General features: G+C 67.0%; 19 protein-coding genes and 2 pseudogenes. All 21 read left to right on the top strand.

From position 1 onward, the window contains the following. Positions 1 to 15 precede the first annotated feature (15 nt). The 21 genes and pseudogenes from fliF (at position 16) to ACVWZN_RS08625 (ending at position 20692) form a co-directional block, all read left to right on the top strand. A complete protein-coding gene (gene fliF / locus ACVWZN_RS08525) occupies positions 16 to 1692 on the top strand; it encodes a flagellar basal-body MS-ring/collar protein FliF (RefSeq protein ID WP_456953438.1) in 1677 nt (558 codons plus the stop codon). Further along, positions 1685 to 2695 carry a flagellar motor switch protein FliG gene (fliG, locus tag ACVWZN_RS08530; RefSeq protein ID WP_081672125.1) on the top strand — a complete coding sequence of 337 codons (1011 nt, stop codon included), beginning with the start codon at positions 1685 to 1687 and terminating at the stop codon, positions 2693 to 2695. Before fliF ends, fliG begins: the two co-directional genes overlap by 8 nt. Beyond that, the gene (locus tag ACVWZN_RS08535; protein ID WP_456953439.1) at positions 2692 to 3279 is read left to right on the top strand and encodes a FliH/SctL family protein; all 588 of its coding nucleotides are present in this window, start codon (positions 2692 to 2694) and stop codon (positions 3277 to 3279) included. The genes fliG and ACVWZN_RS08535 overlap by 4 nt, the downstream gene beginning before the upstream one ends. Beyond that, positions 3276 to 4656, top strand: a pseudogene (gene fliI / locus ACVWZN_RS08540) (flagellar protein export ATPase FliI). Before ACVWZN_RS08535 ends, fliI begins: the two are co-directional and overlap by 4 nt. A gap of 12 nt (positions 4657 to 4668) precedes the next feature. Continuing rightward, entirely contained in the window at positions 4669 to 5127 is a 459-nt protein-coding gene (fliJ, locus tag ACVWZN_RS08545) for a flagellar export protein FliJ (RefSeq protein WP_027083233.1), read from the top strand. Next, a complete protein-coding gene (locus ACVWZN_RS08550; protein ID WP_456953440.1) occupies positions 5124 to 6431 on the top strand; it encodes a flagellar hook-length control protein FliK in 1308 nt (435 codons plus the stop codon). Before fliJ ends, ACVWZN_RS08550 begins: the two co-directional genes overlap by 4 nt. 265 nt (positions 6432 to 6696) lie before the next feature. Beyond that, positions 6697 to 7197 carry a flagellar basal body-associated FliL family protein gene (locus tag ACVWZN_RS08555; RefSeq protein ID WP_456953441.1) on the top strand — a complete coding sequence of 167 codons (501 nt, stop codon included), beginning with the start codon at positions 6697 to 6699 and terminating at the stop codon, positions 7195 to 7197. Between the two features lie 10 nt (positions 7198 to 7207). Further along, entirely contained in the window at positions 7208 to 8203 is a 996-nt protein-coding gene (gene fliM, locus ACVWZN_RS08560) for a flagellar motor switch protein FliM (RefSeq protein ID WP_027083230.1), read from the top strand. 3 nt (positions 8204 to 8206) lie between these two features. Further along, a complete protein-coding gene (gene fliN, locus ACVWZN_RS08565; RefSeq protein ID WP_027083229.1) occupies positions 8207 to 8536 on the top strand; it encodes a flagellar motor switch protein FliN in 330 nt (109 codons plus the stop codon). 245 nt (positions 8537 to 8781) lie between these two features. Then, positions 8782 to 9153: pseudogene (fliO, locus tag ACVWZN_RS08570) on the top strand (flagellar biosynthetic protein FliO); the annotation flags it as partial. Then, complete coding sequence (gene fliP, locus ACVWZN_RS08575) at positions 9150 to 10001, top strand: flagellar type III secretion system pore protein FliP (protein WP_456953442.1); 852 nt, start codon at positions 9150 to 9152, stop codon at positions 9999 to 10001. The pseudogene fliO and the gene fliP, both read left to right, overlap by 4 nt. A 1-nt stretch (position 10002) precedes the next feature. Continuing rightward, entirely contained in the window at positions 10003 to 10272 is a 270-nt protein-coding gene (locus tag ACVWZN_RS08580) for a flagellar biosynthetic protein FliQ (RefSeq protein ID WP_027083226.1), read from the top strand. Between the two features lie 933 nt (positions 10273 to 11205). Beyond that, positions 11206 to 11595: a hypothetical protein gene (locus ACVWZN_RS08585; protein ID WP_456953443.1), complete on the top strand. Its 390-nt coding sequence runs from the start codon at positions 11206 to 11208 to the stop codon at positions 11593 to 11595. Between the two features lie 52 nt (positions 11596 to 11647). Continuing rightward, positions 11648 to 12436 carry a flagellar biosynthetic protein FliR gene (gene fliR / locus ACVWZN_RS08590; RefSeq protein ID WP_456953444.1) on the top strand — a complete coding sequence of 263 codons (789 nt, stop codon included), beginning with the start codon at positions 11648 to 11650 and terminating at the stop codon, positions 12434 to 12436. A gap of 9 nt (positions 12437 to 12445) precedes the next feature. Next, complete coding sequence (flhB, locus tag ACVWZN_RS08595) at positions 12446 to 13591, top strand: flagellar biosynthesis protein FlhB (protein ID WP_456953445.1); 1146 nt, start codon at positions 12446 to 12448, stop codon at positions 13589 to 13591. A gap of 74 nt (positions 13592 to 13665) precedes the next feature. Further along, the gene (flhA, locus tag ACVWZN_RS08600) at positions 13666 to 15654 is read left to right on the top strand and encodes a flagellar biosynthesis protein FlhA (protein WP_456954738.1); all 1989 of its coding nucleotides are present in this window, start codon (positions 13666 to 13668) and stop codon (positions 15652 to 15654) included. A 299-nt stretch (positions 15655 to 15953) separates the two neighbouring features. Further along, entirely contained in the window at positions 15954 to 17840 is a 1887-nt protein-coding gene (gene flhF / locus ACVWZN_RS08605) for a flagellar biosynthesis protein FlhF (protein WP_456953446.1), read from the top strand. Beyond that, positions 17827 to 18705: a MinD/ParA family protein gene (locus ACVWZN_RS08610; protein ID WP_456953447.1), complete on the top strand. Its 879-nt coding sequence runs from the start codon at positions 17827 to 17829 to the stop codon at positions 18703 to 18705. Before flhF ends, ACVWZN_RS08610 begins: the two co-directional genes overlap by 14 nt. 2 nt (positions 18706 to 18707) lie before the next feature. Then, positions 18708 to 19481, top strand: a complete 774-nt coding sequence (locus tag ACVWZN_RS08615) for an RNA polymerase sigma factor FliA (RefSeq protein WP_027083220.1) — start codon at positions 18708 to 18710, stop codon at positions 19479 to 19481. 201 nt (positions 19482 to 19682) lie between these two features. Continuing rightward, positions 19683 to 20075: a chemotaxis response regulator CheY gene (gene cheY, locus ACVWZN_RS08620; RefSeq protein WP_027083219.1), complete on the top strand. Its 393-nt coding sequence runs from the start codon at positions 19683 to 19685 to the stop codon at positions 20073 to 20075. Then, entirely contained in the window at positions 20072 to 20692 is a 621-nt protein-coding gene (locus ACVWZN_RS08625; RefSeq protein ID WP_027083218.1) for a protein phosphatase CheZ, read from the top strand. Before cheY ends, ACVWZN_RS08625 begins: the two co-directional genes overlap by 4 nt. The last annotated feature ends 12 nt before the right edge of the window (positions 20693 to 20704 follow it).

Below are 20704 nucleotides of genomic sequence, written 5' to 3' on the forward strand. Positions count from 1 at the left end.
AACGAGACCCATCCGATGGCCGTGATCGCGCTTCCCAAGCCCTCCGAGAACCTGCAGAAACTGGGGCGTCTGCAGGACATCCCGGCCATCCGCCAGGTCGGCATGATCGCGCTCGTCGCGGCGGCGATCGCGGCCGGCCTGTGGCTGTTCTTCTGGACGCAGAAGCCGAACTACGTGCCGGTGTATGCCGGCCAGGACGCGAAGTCGACCGAGGACGCGTCGCAGCTGCTCAGCACCGCGCAGATCCCCTACCGCATCGACACCGGCACCGGCGCGCTCGCGGTTCCGGCCGACAAGATCGGCGAAGCGAAGATGGCGCTGGCGTCGGCCGGCCTGCCCGCGGGCGGCGACAAGGGCTTCGAGTCGATGGAGGGCGACCAGGGCTTCGGCACCAGCCAGTTCGTCGAAAACGCGCGCTACCAGCACGCGCAGGAAATCGAACTCGCCCGCACCATTTCCAACCTGCGCCCGGTGCGCGAGGCGCGCGTGCATCTCGCGTTGCCCAAGCCGAGCGCGTTCACCCGTGACAAGGAAAGCGCGAGCGCGTCCATCGTGCTGCAGCTGCGCACCGGCGCCACGCTCGAACAGAACCAGGTCGACGCGATCGTCAATCTCGTCGCCACCAGCGTGCCGGACCTGCCGACCAACCGCATCACCGTGGTCGACCAGTTCGGCCGCATGCTCACCTCGCGTGATCCGACGTCGGCCGAAGCCATCGGCCAGCAGCAGTTCGACCAGCAGCATCGTCAGGAAGCCGTCTACGTGCAGCGCATCGAGCAGTTGCTCGAGCCGATGACCGGCCCGGGCCGCGTGAGCGCGCAGGTCAGCGTCGACATGGACTTCAACGAGACCGAGGAAGCGAAGGAAACCTACGGCCCCGAGGCCAAGGTGCGCAGTGAGCAGGTCTCGCAGAGCGGCGACATCGGCGCGATGGCCGCGGCGAATGCGAACGGCGCGCCGGCGCAGGGCGTGCCCGGCAGCGCGAGCAATACCCCGAATCCGAACGCCGGTAACCCGACGGCGCAGGCCGCGCCCGCGAAGCCGGCTGCTCCGGCCAGCGCGCAGGGCACGCGCAACGAAGTCCGCAATTACGAAGTCGACCGCACGCTGACGCATACGCGCCAGGCGCCCGGCAAGATCCGTCGCGTCACCGCAGCGGTGCTCGTCGACAACGTGCCGGCCGGCCCCGCCGACAAGGCAGGCAAGCAGAAGCTGCGCGCACTGACCGTTGCCGAACAGCAGCGCATCCAGACGCTGGTGCAGCAGGCGATCGGTTTCGACCAGACGCGCGGCGACGCGGTGTCGGTGGTGAACTCGCCGTTCGCACGCGATGTCGGTGACGACGCCGGCGACTCGACGCCGATCTGGCAGGACCCGCATGCACGCGACCTGCTGCGCACCATCCTGGGCGGCATCGCGGTCATCGTGCTCATCTTCACCGTGCTGCGCCCGGCGTTCCGCCAGCTGCTGCAGCCGAAGATCGTGATTCCGCAGCAGTCCGCGGTGCAGACCATCGTGGCCGAAGAACTCGAGCAGGCGGCGGCGCCGCGTGCACAGCGATCGCAGGACCCGGCGATCGCCACCGCCGCGATGCAGTTCGACGAAAAAATCAACGTGGCCCGCACGGCCGTGACGAGCGATCCCAAGCGCGTCGCACAGGTCGTGCGTGATCTGGTGGCATCCGATGGCTGATAACAACCAGCAGCAACTCACCGGCACGCAGCGCGCGGCGATCGTGCTGCTCACGCTCGGCGAGCAGCAGGCCGCCGAAGTGCTCAAGCACATGTCGGCGAAGGAAGTGCAGAAGCTCGGCGTCGCGATGACGTCGGTCGGCGGCGTCACCCGCAATCAGGTCATCGATGTGGTCGACGATTTCGTCGACACGTTGCAGCAGCCCTCGGGCCTGGGCTCGGGTGCGGACGAATACGTGCGCGCGGTGCTGGTGCAGGCGCTGGGCGAAGATCGCGCGTCGAGCCTGATCGACCGCATCCTGCTCGGCCGCAATACGTCCGGCCTCGACACGCTGAAGTGGATGGAGCCGCGCGCGATCGCCGAGCTCGTTCGCAACGAACATCCACAGATCATCGCGATCGTGCTGTCGCATCTCGACCCCGACCAGGGCGCCGAAGTGCTGAAGGTGCTGCCCGAGCGCACGCGCACCGACGTGCTGCTGCGCATCGCCACGCTCGACGGCGTGCCGCCGCATGCGCTCAATGAACTCAACGATGTCATGGCCAAGCAGTTCGCCGGCAGCCAGAACATCAAGTCGTCCGCGCTCGGCGGCGTGAAGTGCGCGGCGAACATCCTCAACTTCATGGACGGTGGCCAGGACGAGGTCATCCTCGGCGCCATCAACCAGATGGACGAGACGCTGTCCGGCCAGATCCGCGACCTGATGTTCGTGTTCGACAACCTCGGCGAGATCGACGACCGCGCGATGCAGAGCATCCTGCGCGAAGTGCCGAACGAGAAGCTCGCCGTCGCGCTCCGCGGCGCGGATACGAAGGTCAAGGACAAGATCATCGGCAACATGTCGCAGCGTGCCGCTGAAATCCTCAAGGACGACATGGAAGCGCGCGGCCCGGTGCGCCTGGCCGATGTCGAAGCCGCGCAGAAGGAAATCCTGCAGATCGTCCGCAAGATGGCCGAGGAAGGCACCATCCAGCTCATCGCCAAGGCGGAGACGTTCGTATGAGCGACGCCGCGGTGCTGCGCTGGATCGCGCCGGGCTTCGAGCATGTCGCGCCTGTCGACGTGCCGCAGCCACCGAGCGTGGAAGAGCTGCAGGCGATCACCGACGCCGCGTACCAGGAAGGCTTCCGTCGCGGTCATTCGGAAGGTTTCGCGACCGGTCAGTCCGACCTGCGCCGCATGGCCGCGCAGATGGAAGGCATCCTCGACAGCTTCACACGTCCGCTCGCACGCCTCGACAGTGAAGTGTCGGACGCGCTCGCCGACCTCGCGACGCGCATCGCGGGCTCGCTGGTCGGTTACGCGTATCGCGTCGATCCCGCACTGCTCGGCGATCTCGTCCGCGAAGCACTCGACGCCGTCGGCAGCAGCTCGCGCGATGTCGAACTGCGTTTGCACCCCGATGACCTCGGCATCCTGATGCCGCAATTGATGACGCTGGACGGCGTGCGCCTCACCGGCGACACCACCCTCGCCCGCGGCGAGCTGCGCCTGCACAGCGAAAGCATGCGCATCGACGGCACGCTCGACGCGCGCCTGCGTGCCTGCCTCGACGCGATGCTCGACAAACCCAAGGGTGCCGCATGACCTCGATCGCCGCCGCGCAGTGGGAAGAAGCTCGCAACCTGCGCCTGGCCGCGCGCCTGGGCGGTACCGAGCCGACGATCGCGAATGCCGGGCTCGCACGCGAAGGCGTGCTGCGTCGCGCGGTCGGGCTCACGCTCGAAGCCAGCGGTTGCTCGGCTCCGATGGGCTCGCGTTGCCGCGTTGAAGTCGCCGGTGGCCGCTGGGTCGATACGGAAGTCGTCGGCTTTGCGGGTGATCGTACGTTCTTGATGCCCACCGCCGACCTCGAAGGCCTGCTGCCGAACGCGCGCGTGGTGCCGAGTCGTCTGCAGGGCGAAGTCGCGGTCGGTGAAGGCCTGCTCGGTCGTGTCATCGATTCCGACGGCGTTCCGCTCGACGGCCGCGGCCCGATCCGCGCCGAAGGCCACATGGGCCTGACCGGCCGTTCGATCAATCCACTCATGCGCGAGCCGATCACGCGTTCGCTCGACGTCGGCGTACGCGCGATCAACGCGCTGCTGCCGATCGGTCGCGGCCAGCGCGTCGGCCTGTTCGCCGGTTCCGGTGTCGGTAAAATCGACGCTGCTCGGCATGATGACCAGGTTCACCGCGGCGGACGTCATCGTCGTCGGCCTGATCGGTGAGCGAGGCCGCGAAGTCCGCGACTTCGTCGAAGCCACGCTGGGCGAGGAAGGCCTGCGTCGCGCGGTCGTCGTCGCAGCACCGGCCGACCGCCCGCCGCTCGCGCGCTTGCACGGCGCCCTGCGCGCCACCGCGATCGCCGAGTACTACCGGGACCAAGGCTTGCATGTCCTGCTGCTGATGGACTCCCTGACCCGATACGCGCAGGCGCAACGCGAGATCGGCCTTTCGGTCGGCGAGCCGCCGACCACGCGCGGCTATCCGCCGTCGGTGTTCGCGAAGCTCCCTGCCCTCGTCGAACGCGCCGGCAACGGCGCCGACGGCCGCGGCTCGATCACCGCGTTCTACACGGTGCTCACCGAAGGCGACGACCAGCAGGAGCCGATCGCCGACGCCGCACGCGCCATTCTCGATGGCCACATCGTGCTCTCGCGTCGCATCGCCGATTCCGGCCAGTACCCGGCGATCGACGTCGAAGTTTCGGTGTCGCGCGTCATGCAGGACATCACCGACGCGCCGTGGCGCGAACGCATCCGCAAGCTGCGTCGCCTGCTCTCCGCGTACTCCACGCAGCGCGATCTCATCGCGATCGGCGCCTACCAGCGCGGCAGCGATCCGGTGGTCGACGAAGCGCTCGCGCGCTGGCCGTCCATCGTTGAATTCCTTTCGCAGGACGTTCGCGAAGCGTCCAACGTCGAGGAGAGCAAGGCCGCGCTGATGCGCCTGCTCGACGACGGCGCCGGCATCCCCCTCTAACCGGACTTTTCCATGGCGCCGCGCTCCCAACGCCTCGACCCGATCCTCCAGATCAAGCAACGCCAGCAGGACGAAGTCGCGCAGCAGGTCGCCGCGCGCGAAGCCGCGCACGCCGAGCAGAAGGCCCGCCTGGAAGCGTTGCAGCGGTACTCGGCCGAGTATTCGTCGACGCCGGAACAGGGCGCGACGTTCAACCCCGCACTGCTCGCCAATCGCGTCGCGTTCCAGGCGAAGTTGCAGCAGGCGGTGACGCAGCAGCTGCAGGCGGTCGAGCGTTCACGCGAAGCGACGGAAGTCGAACGCGCGCGCCTGATGCTCGCGAGCCGCGAAACGCACGTGCTGCAGAAGCTCGCCGCGAGCTATCGCAGCGAGGAAACGCGCGTGGCCGACCAGCGATCGCAGAAGGAACTCGATGATCTTGCCAGCCGCCGCGTGCGCGCAGCGCTCGGCACCGAGGAGCCGACGCAATGAACGTCGATCGATCGTCATCGCCCGTGCAGGCGCTCACCGGCGCCGCGACGCATGCATCGTCCAAGGCGAAGCAGCACGACGCGCCGGAATTTTCGTTCGACACCGGCGAGAAGCCCGCGGCTCCGGTCGAGGCACGACGTGAGATGCCGCGCGAACACGCGGCGAATGAAGCGAAGCCGCGTGAGGCGACGCGATCGCATCACGACGACGCGCCGCGCAGCGATGACGCGACTGCTGCGCGTGCGAAACCGAGCGAACACGCGAACGCCGCGTCGCGTCGCGATGGCAAGCCGCGCGACGATGCATCGACGCCTGAATCCACGGACACGACGGCCGCAGCGAGCACTGAAGCATCCGACGATGCGACAAAGAAGACCGCGCCGGACGACAACGCCGCTACGACTGCCGATTCCCTGCCCAACCGCATGCTCGCGCTGCTCACTGGCGACTGGTCCGCAGTGAGCGCGAAACCCGCGCCCGCGACCGGAGACGGTGCAGCCACCGCACTCCCCGGTCTGCCGGGTGCCACGCCGCTTCCCGCTGCAACCGCGCCGGTCACTGGCGCGATCGCAGCGTCGACCGATGCAACGGCATCGACGACGAACACCACATCGACACCCGGCGCCGCCGCAGGCGTCGCACTGATGCAGGCGTTGTCGCCCGCAGCGGATGCGACCAACCTCCAGGCCACGCCGGCGACACCCGCAGCCGACGCATTCGCCGCGCTGGCCGCACTCGCGCAGTCGAAGAGCGATCGCACGGGCTCGACGTCGTCCGTCGACGCATCGACACCCGGCGCGCCCGGCATCGCGTTCAATCCGCTGATGGCGCGCGGCACCGACATGCCATCGAACGTTCGCGACGTCATCGCCGCGTCGCCGCTGTCGGTGTCGCTCGCCCTCGATGCCGACTTCGACGACGGCATGAGCCAGCGCATCACGTGGATGGCCGACCAGAAGCTCGACCACGCCGAGATCCGCGTCACGCCCGATTCGTTGGGACCCATCGATATCCGTTTGCAGATGGACGGGCATCGCGTCAACGCGACGTTCCACACCGCGCATGCGGATGTGCGGCAGGCGCTCGAATCCGGCATGGATCACCTGCGCACGTTGCTCGGCAAGCAAGGCATGGAACTCGGGCAGACGCAGGTCGGCACCGGCAGTCGCCAAGGCGGCGACGGTCGTGCGAATGGCGCGTCCGGCGGATTCCCCGGCGGCAGCGGGCTGGGCAGCGACGCCGAAGAGCAGGTCACGACGGTTCGCACGTTGCGCTCGCGCGGCTTGATCGACGAGTACGTCTGATTGCGGTGAAGCGGCCGTCGTACGGTCGCTCGCTTGGAAACCCATCCCTCATGGCCGCTGAGATGCGTCGAACAGCAGCCGCTGCCGCGTTCAAGCAGCACTAACGCACGCCCAACAGCCGCCTTCACGGCCCATCCGTGACGCACGTCGCGCAAGACGACGTCCCGACGCGGCCGCATTCAGGCCGGCGTCAAAACCCCGGCGATCGACCTCCAGAATGCGGCACGGCGCTTGCACAAGCCGGGCGTACCCATGGAGTTCTCCCGTGTCCGCCAAAGCCCCTGCCGCTCCGGCCGCCGCCCCTGAGGCGACCGACAAGCCCCAGAAGAAGAGCAAGAAAAAGTTGATCATCATCGTCGTCGCGGCGGTGCTGCTGCTTGGCGGCGGCGTTGCCGGCGCGTGGTGGTACACCAGCAAGCCGGCAACGAAGGAAGCGTCGAAGAAACTGCCGACGCAGTACTTCGCGATGGACCCCTCGTTCGTGGTCAACCTCGCCGACACCGATACCGTGCGTTACCTGCAGGCCGACGTGCAGCTGGCGACGCGTGATCCCGAGACACTCGCCGCGCTGCACGAGCAGGCGCCGGCCATCCGCAATCGCCTGCTGCTCCTGTTCGGCCAGCAGACCGCCGACCAGCTCGCGCAGCGCAGTGGCAAGGAGCGCCTGCAGGAAAAGGCGCTCGCCGAAGTGAAGTCCGTCCTGAAGGCCGAAGGCGCGCCGATGAAGATCGACGCGGTGATCTTCACGAGCCTAGTCACCCAGTAAGGGATTCCGCATGAGCGCCGACCTGCTTTCACAGGACGAGATCGATGCCCTCCTCCACGGCGTGGACGCGGGGGCGATCGAGGTCGAGCCGCCGGCCGCTCCGGGCGAGGCACGCAATTACGACTTCGCCAGCCAGGACAAGATCGTCCGCGGCCGGTTGCCGACGCTCGAGATGATCAACGAGCGCTTCGCGCGCACGTGGCGAATCGGCCTGTTCAACCTGCTGCGTCGTTCGGCGGATCTTTCGGTGCGCGGCATCGACCTGATCCGCTTCGGCGAATACATGCATTCGCTGCAGGTGCCGAACAACCTCAACCTGATCAAGATGAAGCCGCTGCGCGGCACCGGCATCATCGTGTTCGAACCGCGCCTGGTGTTCACCACCGTCGACAACTTCTTCGGCGGCATGGGCAAGTACCACACGCGCATCGAAGGCCGCGAGTTCACGCCCACCGAAATGCGCGTGATCCAGCTGCTGCTCAAGCAGACGTTCGCCGATTTGACGGAAGCCTGGGCGCCGGTGCTGCCGGTCGAGTTCGAATACGTGAACTCCGAAGTGAACCCGCACTTCGCCAACATCATTTCGCCGCGCGAATACATCGCGGTGAGCCGGTTCCATGTCGAACTCGAAGGCGGCGGCGGCGAGCTGCATGTCGCGCTTCCGTATTCGATGCTGGAGCCGATCCGCGAACTTCTCGACGCCGGCGTGCAGAGCGATCGCATCGAGAAAGACGAGAACTGGACGCGCGCGCTGCGCTCGCAGCTGCAGGACGCGGAAGTCGAAATCAGCAGCAGCCTGGCCGAGCGCTCCATCTCGCTGCGCGCGCTGAGCAAGCTGAAAGTCGGCGACGTGATTCCGATCGACCTGCCGAAGCAGTTGTCGCTGGAAGTCGAAGGCACGCCGCTTTTCGCGGGTGAATTCGGAACGCACAACGGCAAGAACGCCATCAAGATCACCCACGTGAACCAGCCGCGCTCGCTGATTCCCCTCGATTCCCTGGGCTAACGCATGAACACTTCCGACCTGGCCGCGCCCGCGGCGTTCGACACGCTGACCGCCGACGGCGGCACCGGCGCGGACCTCAATCTCGACGTCATCCTCGACGTCAACGTGACGCTGTCGCTGGAAGTCGGCCGCTCGCGCATTCCGATCCGCAACCTGCTGCAGCTCAACCAGGGCTCGGTGGTGGAACTCGAGCGCGCCGCAGGCGAACCGCTCGATGTCTACGTCAACGGCACGCTGATCGCGCAGGGCGAAGTCGTCGTGGTCAACGATCGCTTCGGCGTGCGGCTCACCGACGTCGTGAGCCCGTCCGAGCGCATCAAGCGACTCAAGTGAGCGGCGTGGGCCCGGCGATGGACGAGATGGTCGCGGTTGCGGCGCCGGTGCAGGCGGCTGCGAATGTGGCGACTGCGAAGGCGTCTACGGATGCTGCTGCTCCCGTTGCGGCGCCCGTAGTGACTGTCGCTGCACCTGCTTCGTCGACATCGACTATCGCGACTCCGACGCAGCCGGTTGTAACGACGGCGACCACCGCACAGCCCGTCGCGCCCGCGCGCAAAGTTTCGTTTCCGCTCCGTCCGGCCACGACCGCGCAGGTCGCGCATCCGGTTGGCCATGCACCGGGCACCGACGCCGGAAGCATCGGCGGCGCGGTGTTTTCGCTGCTGCTCGTCATCGGCCTGATCCTCGGCCTGGGCTGGCTCGCCAAGCGCATGCCCGGCATGAATCGCGGCGGCGGCTCATCGCAATTGAAGATTGTCGCCAGCGTTGCGCTCGGTCCGCGCGATCGCGCCGTGGTGCTCGATGTTGGCGGCCAGCAGCTGCTTGTCGGCGTCGGCCAGGGCGGGGTACGGACCTTGCACACGTTGGAGCACCCGCTGCCCGTCGTCGAATCGTCGGCACCGACCGTGTTCGCACAGGTGCTCGCGCAGCATTTCGGTAAGAAGTCATGAGCATCTCGCTCGACCGCCTGTTGCGCAGCGTCTGCGCACTCGCCCTGCTGCTCGGCCTCGCATACGGATTGCTGACGCATTCCGCACACGCGCAGGCCGCGCCGAACACGCCGGCCGTCGCCGCTGCAACGCAGCCGTCGACTGCGACCGCCGCTGCGGCCGCGTCATCGCGACCGCTGCCGACGATCAACGTCGGCCAGGTCGGTGGCCAGCCGGTGAGCATGCCGCTGCAGGTGCTGCTGCTGATGACCGGCATCACGCTGCTGCCTGCAGCGTTGATGGGTATCACCGCGTTCACCCGCATCATCATCGTGCTCGGCCTGTTGCGGCAGGCGCTCGGCACCGGCCAGACACCGAGCAACCAAGTGCTGCTCGCGCTCGCGCTGTTCCTCACCTTCATGATCATGACGCCGACATTCGACGCGGCATGGAGCGCAGGCATCTCGCCGTACCTCGACGGCCACATGGATTTCAAATCCGCATGGGCCGCCGCATCGCAACCGTTCCGCGGCTTCATGCTCGCGCAGGTTCGCGACACCGACCTGATGACGTTCGCCGGCCTCTCGCACACCGGTCCGTACGCGTCGCCGAACGACGTGCCCTTCAGCGTGCTCGCCGCGTCGTTCCTCACCAGCGAACTCAAGACCGCGTTCGAAATCGCGTTCCTGATCTACATCCCGTTCGTGATCATCGACCTGGTCGTCGCCAGCGTGCTGATGTCGATGGGCATGATGATGATGTCGCCGATGATCGTATCGGCCCCCTTCAAGATCCTGCTGTTCGTGCTCGTCGACGGCTGGGTGCTCGTCGTCGGCTCGCTCGCCGGCTCCTTCAATCCGGTGACATGACATGACGCCTGAAGTCGCGATGACGGAAATCACCCGTGGCCTGGAAATGGCGCTGGTTCTCGGCGCGCCGCCGCTGCTTGCGGTGCTGGGCGTGGGTGTTGCGGTGGGTGTCGTACAGGCCGCTACGCAGATCAATGAGCAGACGATCGGTTTCGTCGTCAAGGCGATCGCGCTGACGGCGACGATCGCGGTGATGGGGCACTTTCTGCTGGGGCGGTTGGTGGCGTTTACGGCGGATCTGTTTCAGCGGATTCCGCAGTTGATTGGCTGATCGCGCACACGAGACCGAGCTCGGTGTCTTTTGCATTGATGCAATGCATGCAGCCTAAGCAACAGCCGAAGCGTTTCGTGCGCTGCGCGCCTGAGTTACTTTTCTTTGCTGGTGCAAAGAAAAGTAATCAAAAGAAAGCACCTTCCCCGATCAGATCTACAGCGCGAGATCGTGTGACTCTTCCACGATCCGCACACTCGCCATCCTGGCTCGGGTGCGGACGACGCACATCCATGTGCGCCGCCCTTCGGGTCTCACGATTGGGTTCGCGCGGCGGACTCGCGTTTGTGCTGGCTTGCGCATCACGGGCTTATTACGACTGTTGTTAGCGATGGTGCTTAGCAGCGCGGCGGTGCAGCGGTGCAGCGGCCTTTGGCACGCATGCGTGGTCCGCTCGGCTGACAAAGAACGCATCGGCACAGGTGGCGTGGCGCTCCGCAGCTGCCGTGCCGGCAACGCAGAGACACGCAGACACGAGCATGCAAGCACAGAGCGTTTGGCGCGCGCCAGCCCGTCGCGGTGTCTCGGCTCGCGATCTGCGCTTCTGCACTTGTTCGTTGCGTGCGTATGGCGCTGCTAGCGTCTCCGGTTTAGCGCCATTGCTGGTAGGCGTGTGCCTCCCCTCACCTCAACAGCCGCGCAAATCGTGAAGACCCCGAAGGGGTGGCGCGCAGGACGCGCGCCGTCGCCACCCGAGGCAGGATGCCGAGTGTGGCGATCTCGAGAGAGGCACCCGATCGCGAGCTGTAGATCCGTCGGGGAAGGTGCTTTCTTTTGGTTACTTTTCTTTGCACCAGCAAAGAAAAGTGACTCGGCCGCTTCAGCGGACGAAACGCCTTTGCCTTGCAGCGAAGCAAAGCGCGAACGCACCAGTCGCCACGCCTTCAGCCACAACCGCTCACTCTCCGACCAAGCGCCCCGGTCCGACGAACGATGAAGCCCCTCCTCCTAGCCACAGCACTCGCACTGTCGACCGCGGCCGCCGGCGCGGCCCCGCCAACATTCGAAACCCGCGTGGCCACCGCCAAAGCAGCAGTCGCCACCCGCCCCGGCTTCATCTACGACACCGCCATGGTCCCGGCGATCCACCACGCCCTCGTCCCCTGCGTGCCGAAGGGAACCGACCCCACCCGCGGCGGCGATTTCGTCCTCGTCGCCGACGTGGACGCGAACGGCCGCTTGAGCAACGTCGACACCCGTCCCGCCAGCCCCCTCGCCCGCTGCTTCGCCAAAACGTTCGGCGCACTGACCATGCAGAAGCCGCCGCTCGCCCACGGCCGCTCGCTCTACCCGATCGTCGTCGAGATGCTGACCGAGCCCTAGTCGCACAACCGCTATCGCCGCGGCGGAACAGCCTTTGCATCCGTCCGCCGCGATGGACGCCGTCACCCTCACCACTGCCGACGGGCTGAACCTGTTCGGCATGCTCTCGAGCATCCTCTGGTACGCGCTGCGCATTGGCGCGGCGATCCAGGCGTTGCCGATGGTGGGCGGCCGTGGCATTCCGGCGCGGTCGCGACTCGTACTCACGATCGCGATCGCCGCGGCGCTCTCGCAGATGCTGCCGGCGCCACCGCCGGCCGGAATCAACGCCGCCACCTTCCTCGCCGTCGGGCGTGAATTCGCGATGGGCGTCGCGATCGGGCTGATGCTGCGGATCGCGTTCGAAGCCGGCGAAGTCGCCGGCGAACTGGTCAGCCAGGGCATGGGGCTGGCGTCGGCGACGATGGCCAACCCGCTCAGCGGCACGTCGTCGCCGGTGATTTCGCAGTGGTTCTTCCTGGCGTTCGGGCTGGTGTTCTTCACCACCGACGGCCACCTCGCGCTCGTGCAGCTGCTCTTCGACAGCTACGGCTCGATGCCGGTGGGCACGCCGATTCCGGACTGGGCCGGCTTCGTGCAGTCGGTGCCGCAGTTCTTCGGCGTCGCCCTGCGCACGGGGCTGCTGCTGGCACTGCCGGTGATGATGGCGCTGCTGGCGGTGAACGTCGCGATCGGCGTGTTGTCGCGCGCGGCCCAGCAGCTGAGCCCGATGTCGATGGGCTTCCCCATCGCATTGCTGGTCGGCCTGCTGCTGCTGATGGCGCTGGCAAGGGAATTGCAGGGTCCCGTGCAACGGCTGTTCGGAGACGCCTTCCAGGCGGCCCGCGCCCTCACCGGCTGACCTGTTGCGATGTCCGAGACCGACCACGAAGACCGCACCGAAGCGCCATCAGAGAAGCGATTGCGGGAAGCCCGCGAGCGCGGCGATGTGCCGCGCTCGAAGGAACTCGCGAACGTGGCGGTGCTGGGCTGCGCGACGCTGGCGCTGAAGGTCACCGGCCCGCACATCGGCGCGGTCTCGCAGGGCTGGATGCGCAACGCGCTGCAGTTCGAACCCGCTCTGCTCGACGACCCGACCCGCCTGCCGGTGTACGCCGCGAAGACCGCCGCGGCGCTGGTGCTGCCGGTGTCCCCACTGATCCTCGCCGCGCTCGGCGGTTGCTTCATCGCGCCCGCATTGATGAGCGGCCTTCGCTTTTCGAGTTCCGCACTCAAGGCCGACCTCACCCGCCTGAGCCCGATGGCCGGGCTGTCGCGCATGTACGGCAAGGAATCGTTCGCCGAACTCGGTCGCTCGGTCCTGCGCCTGCTGCTGATCGGTGGCATCGCGGCGATCGTGATCAAGAGTTCGATGTCGCGCCTTCTCGACATGCCGAAGCAGTCGCTGGAGATGGCGGTATCGAACGGCGTCGACACCGTGCTCGGCGTGTTCCTCGCGCTGGTCGGCGCGCTTGCGCTGCTCGCGGCGATCGACGTGCCGTACCAGAAGTTCGCATGGCGCGCGAAGCTCAAGATGACCAAGCAGGAGCTGCGCGACGAAGCCAAGGAATCGGACGGCAATCCCGAGGTCAAGGCGCGCATGCGACACGCCGCGCGCGAGATGTCGAACCGCCGGATGATGGACGCGATTCCGACCGCCGACGTGGTCATCACCAACCCGACGCACTACGCCGTCGCGCTGAAGTACGAAGCCGGTGCGATGCGCGCGCCGAAAGTCGTGGCCAAGGGCGTGGACGAAATGGCGCTGCGCATCCGCGAACTCGCGAGCACGCACAAGGTGTCGCTGGTCGAAGCGCCGCCGCTCGCGCGTGCGCTGTATCGCCAGTGCAAGGTCGACGAGGAAATCCCGGTGAAGCTCTACGCGGCGGTCGCGCAGGTGCTCACCTACATCTTCCAGCTGAAGAAATGGCACCCCGCGCGCGGGCCGATGCCGCAGCTGGTGCAGCTGGACGTCGGTGCCGAAGGCGCGCCGGATCCGGCCGGAGATAACGCATGAGTCGCGCCGCAGGCGTACTGCAATCGCTGAAGGGCGGCGCCGCTGCGCCGCTCGTCGTGCTCGGCATGCTGGCGATGGTGACGGTGCCGCTGTCGCCGATCGTTCTCGATGCCTTCTTCACCATCAACATCGCGCTGTCGCTGGTGGTGATGCTGGCGGTGGTCTACGTCAAGCGCCCGCTGGAATTCTCGATCTTCCCCAGCGTGCTGCTGATGGTGACGCTGCTGCGCCTCGCGCTGAACGTCGCATCCACGCGCGTGGTGTTGTTGCACGGCCACGAAGGCGAAGCCGCCGCGGGCCACGTCATCGAATCGTTCGGCCAGTTCGTGATCGGCGGCAGTTACGCCGTCGGCCTGGTCGTGTTCGCGATCCTCACCATCATCAACTTCGTCGTGGTGACGAAGGGTGCGGGCCGCATCTCCGAAGTGTCGGCACGCTTCATCCTCGACGCGATGCCCGGCAAGCAGATGGCGATCGACGCCGATCTAAATGCCGGCCTGCTCACGCGCGAAGAAGCGAAGGCGCGTCGCGAAGACGTGCGCAACGAGGCCGACTTCTACGGCTCGATGGACGGTGCCGGCAAGTTCGTGCGCGGCGACGCGGTCGCCGGCCTGCTCATCCTCGGCATCAACCTGGTCGGCGGCATGCTGATCGGCGTGTTGCAGCACGGCCTGAGCTTCGGTCAGGCGGCATCGACGTATTCATTGCTCGCGATCGGTGACGGCCTCGTCGCGCAGTTGCCCGCGCTGCTGGTGTCGACCGCGACGGCGATGCTCGTCACGCGCGCGACCACCGAACAGGAAATGGGTGCGACGGTCCAGAAGCAGATCTTCGGCCACCATCGCGCGCTCACCGTTTCCGCCGCGATTCTCGGTCTGGTTGGCCTCGTGCCTGGCATGCCGAACATTCCGTTCCTGCTCGCGGCCGGCGGCATGGGTTATGCGGCGTGGCGCCTGAGCAAGAAGGCGAAGGATGCGGACGTCGCACCGGTCGAAGACAACGGCATGTCGACACTGCCGACGCCGTCGCCGAATGCGGAACTGACGTGGGATGAGTTGCGCCCGGTCGAACCGCTGTCGCTCGAAGTCGGCTATCGCCTGATTCCACTGGTCGACAAGACGCACGGTGGCGAACTGCTCGCGCGCCTGAAGGGCGTGCGTCGCAAGCTCACGCAGGACCTCGGCTTCCTGATTCCCGCGGTGCACGTGCGCGACAACCTGGAACTCGCGCCGAACGCGTATCGCGTGATGGTGCACGGCGTTCCGGTCGCGACTGGCGAGCTGCAACCGGATCGCGAAATGGCGCTGGATCCGGGCCGTGTATTCGGCACGCTCGAAGGCATTCCGACGCGCGATCCCGCGTTCGGTCTCGACGCGGTGTGGATCGCGCCGACGCAGCGCGCGCATGCGGAATCACTCGGCTACACGGTCGTCGACCCGGCCACCGTGGTCGCCACGCATCTCTCCCACCTCGTGCGCGAGAAGGCGGCGGAACTGCTGGGCCATGACGAAGTGCAGCAGCTGCTGGCGAACGTCGCCAAGCAGTCGCCGAAACTCGTCGAGGAATTGACGCCGAAGCTGCTGCCGCTGTCGACCATCGTTCGCGTGCTGCAGTCGCTGCTGTCGGAAAAGGTGCCCCTGCGGCAGATGCGGCAGATCGTCGAAGCGCTCATGGAGCATGGCGCGATGACGCAGGATCCGGCGCAGTTGGTCGCCGTCGTCCGCACCGCGCTCGGCCGCTTCATCGTGCAGGAACTCAACGGTTTGAATGCGGAGCTGCCGGTGTTCACGCTGGCGCCGCAGTTGGAGCGCGTGCTGCAGGATTCGGTGAGTGGTACCGGCGCTGCGCTGGAACCCGGCCTCGCCGAGCGGCTGCACCAGAACCTCAGCGAATGCGTCACCCGCCAGGAAGGCAAGGGCGAACCGGCCGTGCTGCTGGTCCCTTCCCCGATTCGTTCTTCTATTGCTCGACTCGTTCGCCACAGCGTGCCGCAGCTTGCGGTGCTGGCTTATGGCGAGGTGCCTGAGGACAAGCGCCTTCGGTTGGTGGGTTCAATCGGGTAATGCAGCGCCGCTTAGCGGCACTGCTGGTAAGTACCGCTCTAGCCTGCCGCGCGGCGGCTGAGCCGATGCCGCGCTGAATAGCGGTCGCCGTCAAGTGATGTCGCCGCCTCCTTTGACGGCCGCCTGACGCCGCACCGGCAAACGGCGAACCCGGTCGCACAAATCCGGTTCTTCCGATCTCTACCGCCGCTCAAGTTCGACGCTTTCCCGTCGTACCGCCTCTGGCACGGCCATTGCACTAGTCCCGGCATGAGCCGCACGACCCTGCAAACCGTCACCGCCCGAATCGAGGCTGTCGCATGAGAATCAAGCGTTTCGTCGCCCCGGACATGCGCACCGCGCTGAAGATGGTGCGTGAGGAACACGGCCCCGATGCCGTGATCCTGTCGAACAAGCCCGTGCACGGCGGCATCGAAGTCGTCGCCGCCACCGACTACGACGAGGCACTGGTGCAGCAGGCGCTGCGCAATGCGTCCGAAGAGCCGGAGCGCCCCGCCACCGCGCTCGATGCGATGCCGATCTTCGCCGTCGCGCCCTTGCCGGTCGTCGCGCGCCAAGCAGTCGCCGCCGGCTTCGACGAACCCGAGCCGCTGTCGCGTGCCGACGCCATGATCGCCGCGCTCGGCGGCAACTCGGCACACGCCGCCGCTGCACGCACCGCATTGGCCGATCGCGCCCGCGCTGCCGTCAACGATGTCGAGAAGCCCAAACCCGCGCTGTCGACGATGCTGCGCAAGCCGGCGCCGGAAGCTGCGCCGTTGCCGAAGGCCGAACACGCCGACACGACGAACGTGCGTCCGGGCGACGACTTCCGCAGCCTGCTGCGTCGACTCACCGACGAAGACACGGCGACCTTCAGCGCGCGCGCCACCGAAATGGCGCAGGCCGAAGCCGAATACGTTCAGACCCGCGCCCAGGCGCACGTCGAAGCCGCTGCGTCGGTCGACGAGATCATCGAAGCGCCGGTCGCCGTCGTTGCCGAAGCCGTTGCACCGATCGAAGCGGAGATCGTCGAGATCCCGGCACCGGTCGCCGTGCAGCCCGCTCCGATCATCGAAACCGTCGTTGCGACGCCGGCTCCGATCGCCGCGCCGACCTTCGCCGAACTCGTCACCACCGCGCCGGTCGCTGCAACCATCCAGCCGCAGACCTACGTCGATGCCTTCGACCCGCTCGCCGAGATGGCCGCGGTGCAGGCGCCGGCTCCGGTCGTCGCGCAGCCGCAGATCGTCACGGTCGCCGCGCCGCCGACGCTGCAGCTGGTCGTCAATCAATCCGAAGACCCGACCATCGTTGCCATGCGCAACGAGCTGAGCTCGATGCGCCAGATGATCGAGCGCCAGATGGGCCAGTTCGGACTCGAGCGCCTGCGCGGTTCGCCGGCGCGTGCACTCGCGTTCGAAACACTGCAGGCCTACGGTATCGACGACACGCTCGCGCAGTCCATCGCGCAGCGCATCGATCCCAAGCTCGAGCCGGCGAAGGTCAAGGCGCCGCTGCTCGCCGAGCTCGCGCGCATGCTCACCATCGCGCGTTCGGAACCGCTCGAAGACGGCGGCGTGTTCGCACTGATCGGCCCGACCGGCGCCGGCAAGACGACCACGCTCGCCAAGCTCGCCGCACGTTTCGCGCAGCGCCACCGCGCACGCGACGTCGCGCTCGTCACCACCGATGTCGAACGCCCCGGCGCGCGCGAGCAGCTGCATGCGCTCGGTCGCAAGCTCGGCATCACCGTCTGCGAAGCCGAAGGCCCCGAAGGCCTGACCGACGCGCTCGACCAGCTCGTCGATTACCCGCTCGTGCTCGTCGACACCGCAGGTTACGCGGCGCGCGACAAGGCACTGCTCAGCCAGGTCACGTGGCTGCGTGCGACGCGCAATTTGCGTTCGCTGCTGGTGCTGCCGGCCAACCTGCAACAGCAGGACATGTCGGAAGCCGTGCGTCGCTACCGCATGGCTGCGCCGGAAGCGGTGGTGTTGACCAAGCTCGATGAAACCGGACGCCTCGGCAGCGCGATTTCCGTCGCGATCAAGCATGGCCTGCCCCTTGCATATACGACGGCGGGCCAGCAGGTGCCGGCCGACCTCGAAGCCGCGGATGCGTCGCGACTCGTGCTCCAGATCGAAAAACTCCGTCGCGCCGCCGACAACCCGCTTGCCACCGAGGAACGCCATGTCGTCGCCTGATCCCATCGCCGCCACGCGCATGGCCACGCCCGCCAACGATGCCGCCGGCCCGGTGCGTGTCATCGCCGTTGCCAGTGGCAAGGGCGGCGTCGGCAAGACCTCGGTGTCCGTGAATCTCGCGATGAGCCTGCAGAACGCCGGCCACCGCGCACTGCTTCTCGATACCGACCTCGGCCTCGCGAACGTCGACGTGATGCTCGGCCTGTCGCCGCGCTTCACGCTCAGCGACGTGTTCGCCGGCCGCTGCGAACTCGCCGACACGCTGATCGAAGGCCCGAACGGCCTGCTGGTCGTGCCGGCCGCCAGCGGCAAGCGCCACATGACCGAACTCACCCCGGCGCAGCACATCGGCCTGGTGCACGCGTTCTCGCAGCTCGATGCACCGATCGACGTGATGGTGGTCGACAACGCCGCCGGCATCGCCGACAGCGTGCTGACTTTCTGCCAGGCCGCGCAGGACGTGATCGTTGTCGTGTGCGACGAACCCGCATCCGTCACCGATGCGTACGCGCTGATCAAAGTGCTGTCGCGCGAGCGCGGCCTCACCCGCGTGCAGGTGCTCGCGAACCAGGTCGGTCACCCGTCCGAGGGCCGCCAGCTGTACGACAAGCTCGAACGCGTGACGTCGAAGTTCCTCGACGTCACGCTCAACTATCTCGGCGCGATCCCGCGCGATGAATGGCTGCGACGCGCGATCCAGCGCCAGGAGGCCGTCGTCGACGCCTTCCCGGCTGCTCCTTCGTCGATGGCCTTCCGCGAGATCGCCAAGCGCGCCGGCCAGTGGCAGACGCCCTCCGGCCCGCGCGGCCACGTGGAGTTCTTCATGGAACGACTCATCCCCACAGCGCGGAGTGCGACGGCATGAGCATGACGGCGACCGCAGTGAAAGCGAATCAATACAAGCAGACGCGCACCGCGAGCGATGGCTTCGATGCCACCGCGGTGGTCGTGCGACACGGCGAACTCGTGCGCCGAATTGCCCATCACCTTGCCGCGCGTCTGCCGGCGAGCGTGGAAGTAGACGATCTCATCCAGGCCGGCATGCTCGGCCTGATCGAGGCGGCGAAGAACTTCCAGGCCGATCAGGGCGCGGCGTTCGAGACGTATGCGTCCATCCGCATCCGCGGTTCGATGATCGACGAGATCCGTCGTGGCGACTGGGTGCCGCGCAGCGTGCATCGCCGCTACCGCGACGTGGTGTCGGCGACGCGCCAGGTCGAACAGGCCAACGGCCGCGCGGCCAATTCATCGGAGATCGCCGAAGTGCTCGGCGTGTCGGTCGACGACTACCACCACATGCTCGAGGACGCCTCGCGCGGCCAGCTGCTTTCGCTCGACGAGCAGATGGACGACTTCGACGGCGAACCGCGCCTTGCGGCCAGCTGCAACGTCACCCCGGCGCGCGAACTCGAACACACCGTGTTCCGCCAGGCGCTCGGCGAAGCGATCGGCAACCTGCCCGAGCGCGAACAGCTGGTGCTATCGCTGTACTACGAGCAGGAAATGAACCTGCGCGAGATCGGCGCGGTGCTCGGCATCAGCGAATCGCGCGTCTGCCAGATCCACGGGCAAGCAATGCTGCGGCTGCGCGGTCGCCTCGGCGATTGGCGCGATACGGCGGCGGAGCACGTCGAGGCGTGAAGTAGCGCGGGTGCGCGAGCACCCGTCAGCATTGCGGCGCATCTACCGGGGCCGACATTGCGACATGTGATGCGCGTCGCAAGCGTGTCGCGTCCCGCGTTGCGACGCGCTGCCTTTGTCTCGCTTCTGAATTTCAGCGCGGCGCCTCAAGAACGCGCTCGCCACGCCGATAGCTCACCTAGGAACGCCCGGAACCCGTCCATGGACAAGAACATCAAGATTCTCATCGTCGACGATTTCTCGACGATGCGCCGTATCGTCAAGAACCTGCTCAACGATCTCGGCTTCTTCGACACCACCGAAGCCGAAGACGGCAACAGCGCGCTCGTCGAGCTGCGCAAGGCCAAGTTCGATCTCATCATCACCGACTGGAACATGCCGGGCATGCCGGGCATCGACCTGCTGAAGAATGTGCGCGCCGATGCGGCGCTGCAGAAGATTCCGGTGCTGATGGTCACCGCCGAAGCCAAGCGCGAGCAGATCATCGAAGCCGCGCAGGCCGGCGTGAACGGCTATGTCATCAAGCCGTTCACCGCGGCGGTGCTGCAGGACAAGCTCGCCAAGATCTTCGAGCGCATCGAGGCCGCGGCATGAACGCGGCCGCTGCCGTCGTTTCCCCCGAACGCGATGCCATCGTCGAAACGCTGCAGTCCGCACTGCGCTCGCTGGAAAGCGGCGACGATGCGGGCTGTCGCGCTGCGATCGACGGCCTCGTCTCGTGGCGCACGCAGCCGCTGGTGCAGGGCCTCGTGCGGCTTGCGCGCGAGCTCTCGGTCGCGCTGGGTGATGACGGTCGCGGCACCGGCGCGGCATCGCTGCCGGACGCGTGCTCGCGCCTCGAGCACGTCGTGCAGCTCACCGAATCCTCGAGCATGCGAACGCTCGACCTGATCGACGAATGCGGTCGACTGCTCAGCGCGCTGCCCGAACCGCAGACCGATGCGCAGCGTGAAGCGCTGGCCGGCCTTCGTTCGCGTTTTTCCGAGATGTCGCTCGCGCAGGGTTACCAGGACCTCACCGGACAGATCATCGTGCGGGTGGTCGAACTCGTGCGCGCGGTACATGCGGGCCTTGGCGATATCGTCGGCACGCAGCACGAGCCGCTGCATCTTCATTCCAATCGCGGCCACGGCCCGGCGATCGCCGGCGTCGATCCCACGCCCGCCACGCAGGACAACGCCGACGAGCTGCTGTCCGCGCTGGGCCTTTGATTCCAGGGACCT

It is taken from the genome of Lysobacter sp. HA35, assembly GCF_054061195.1.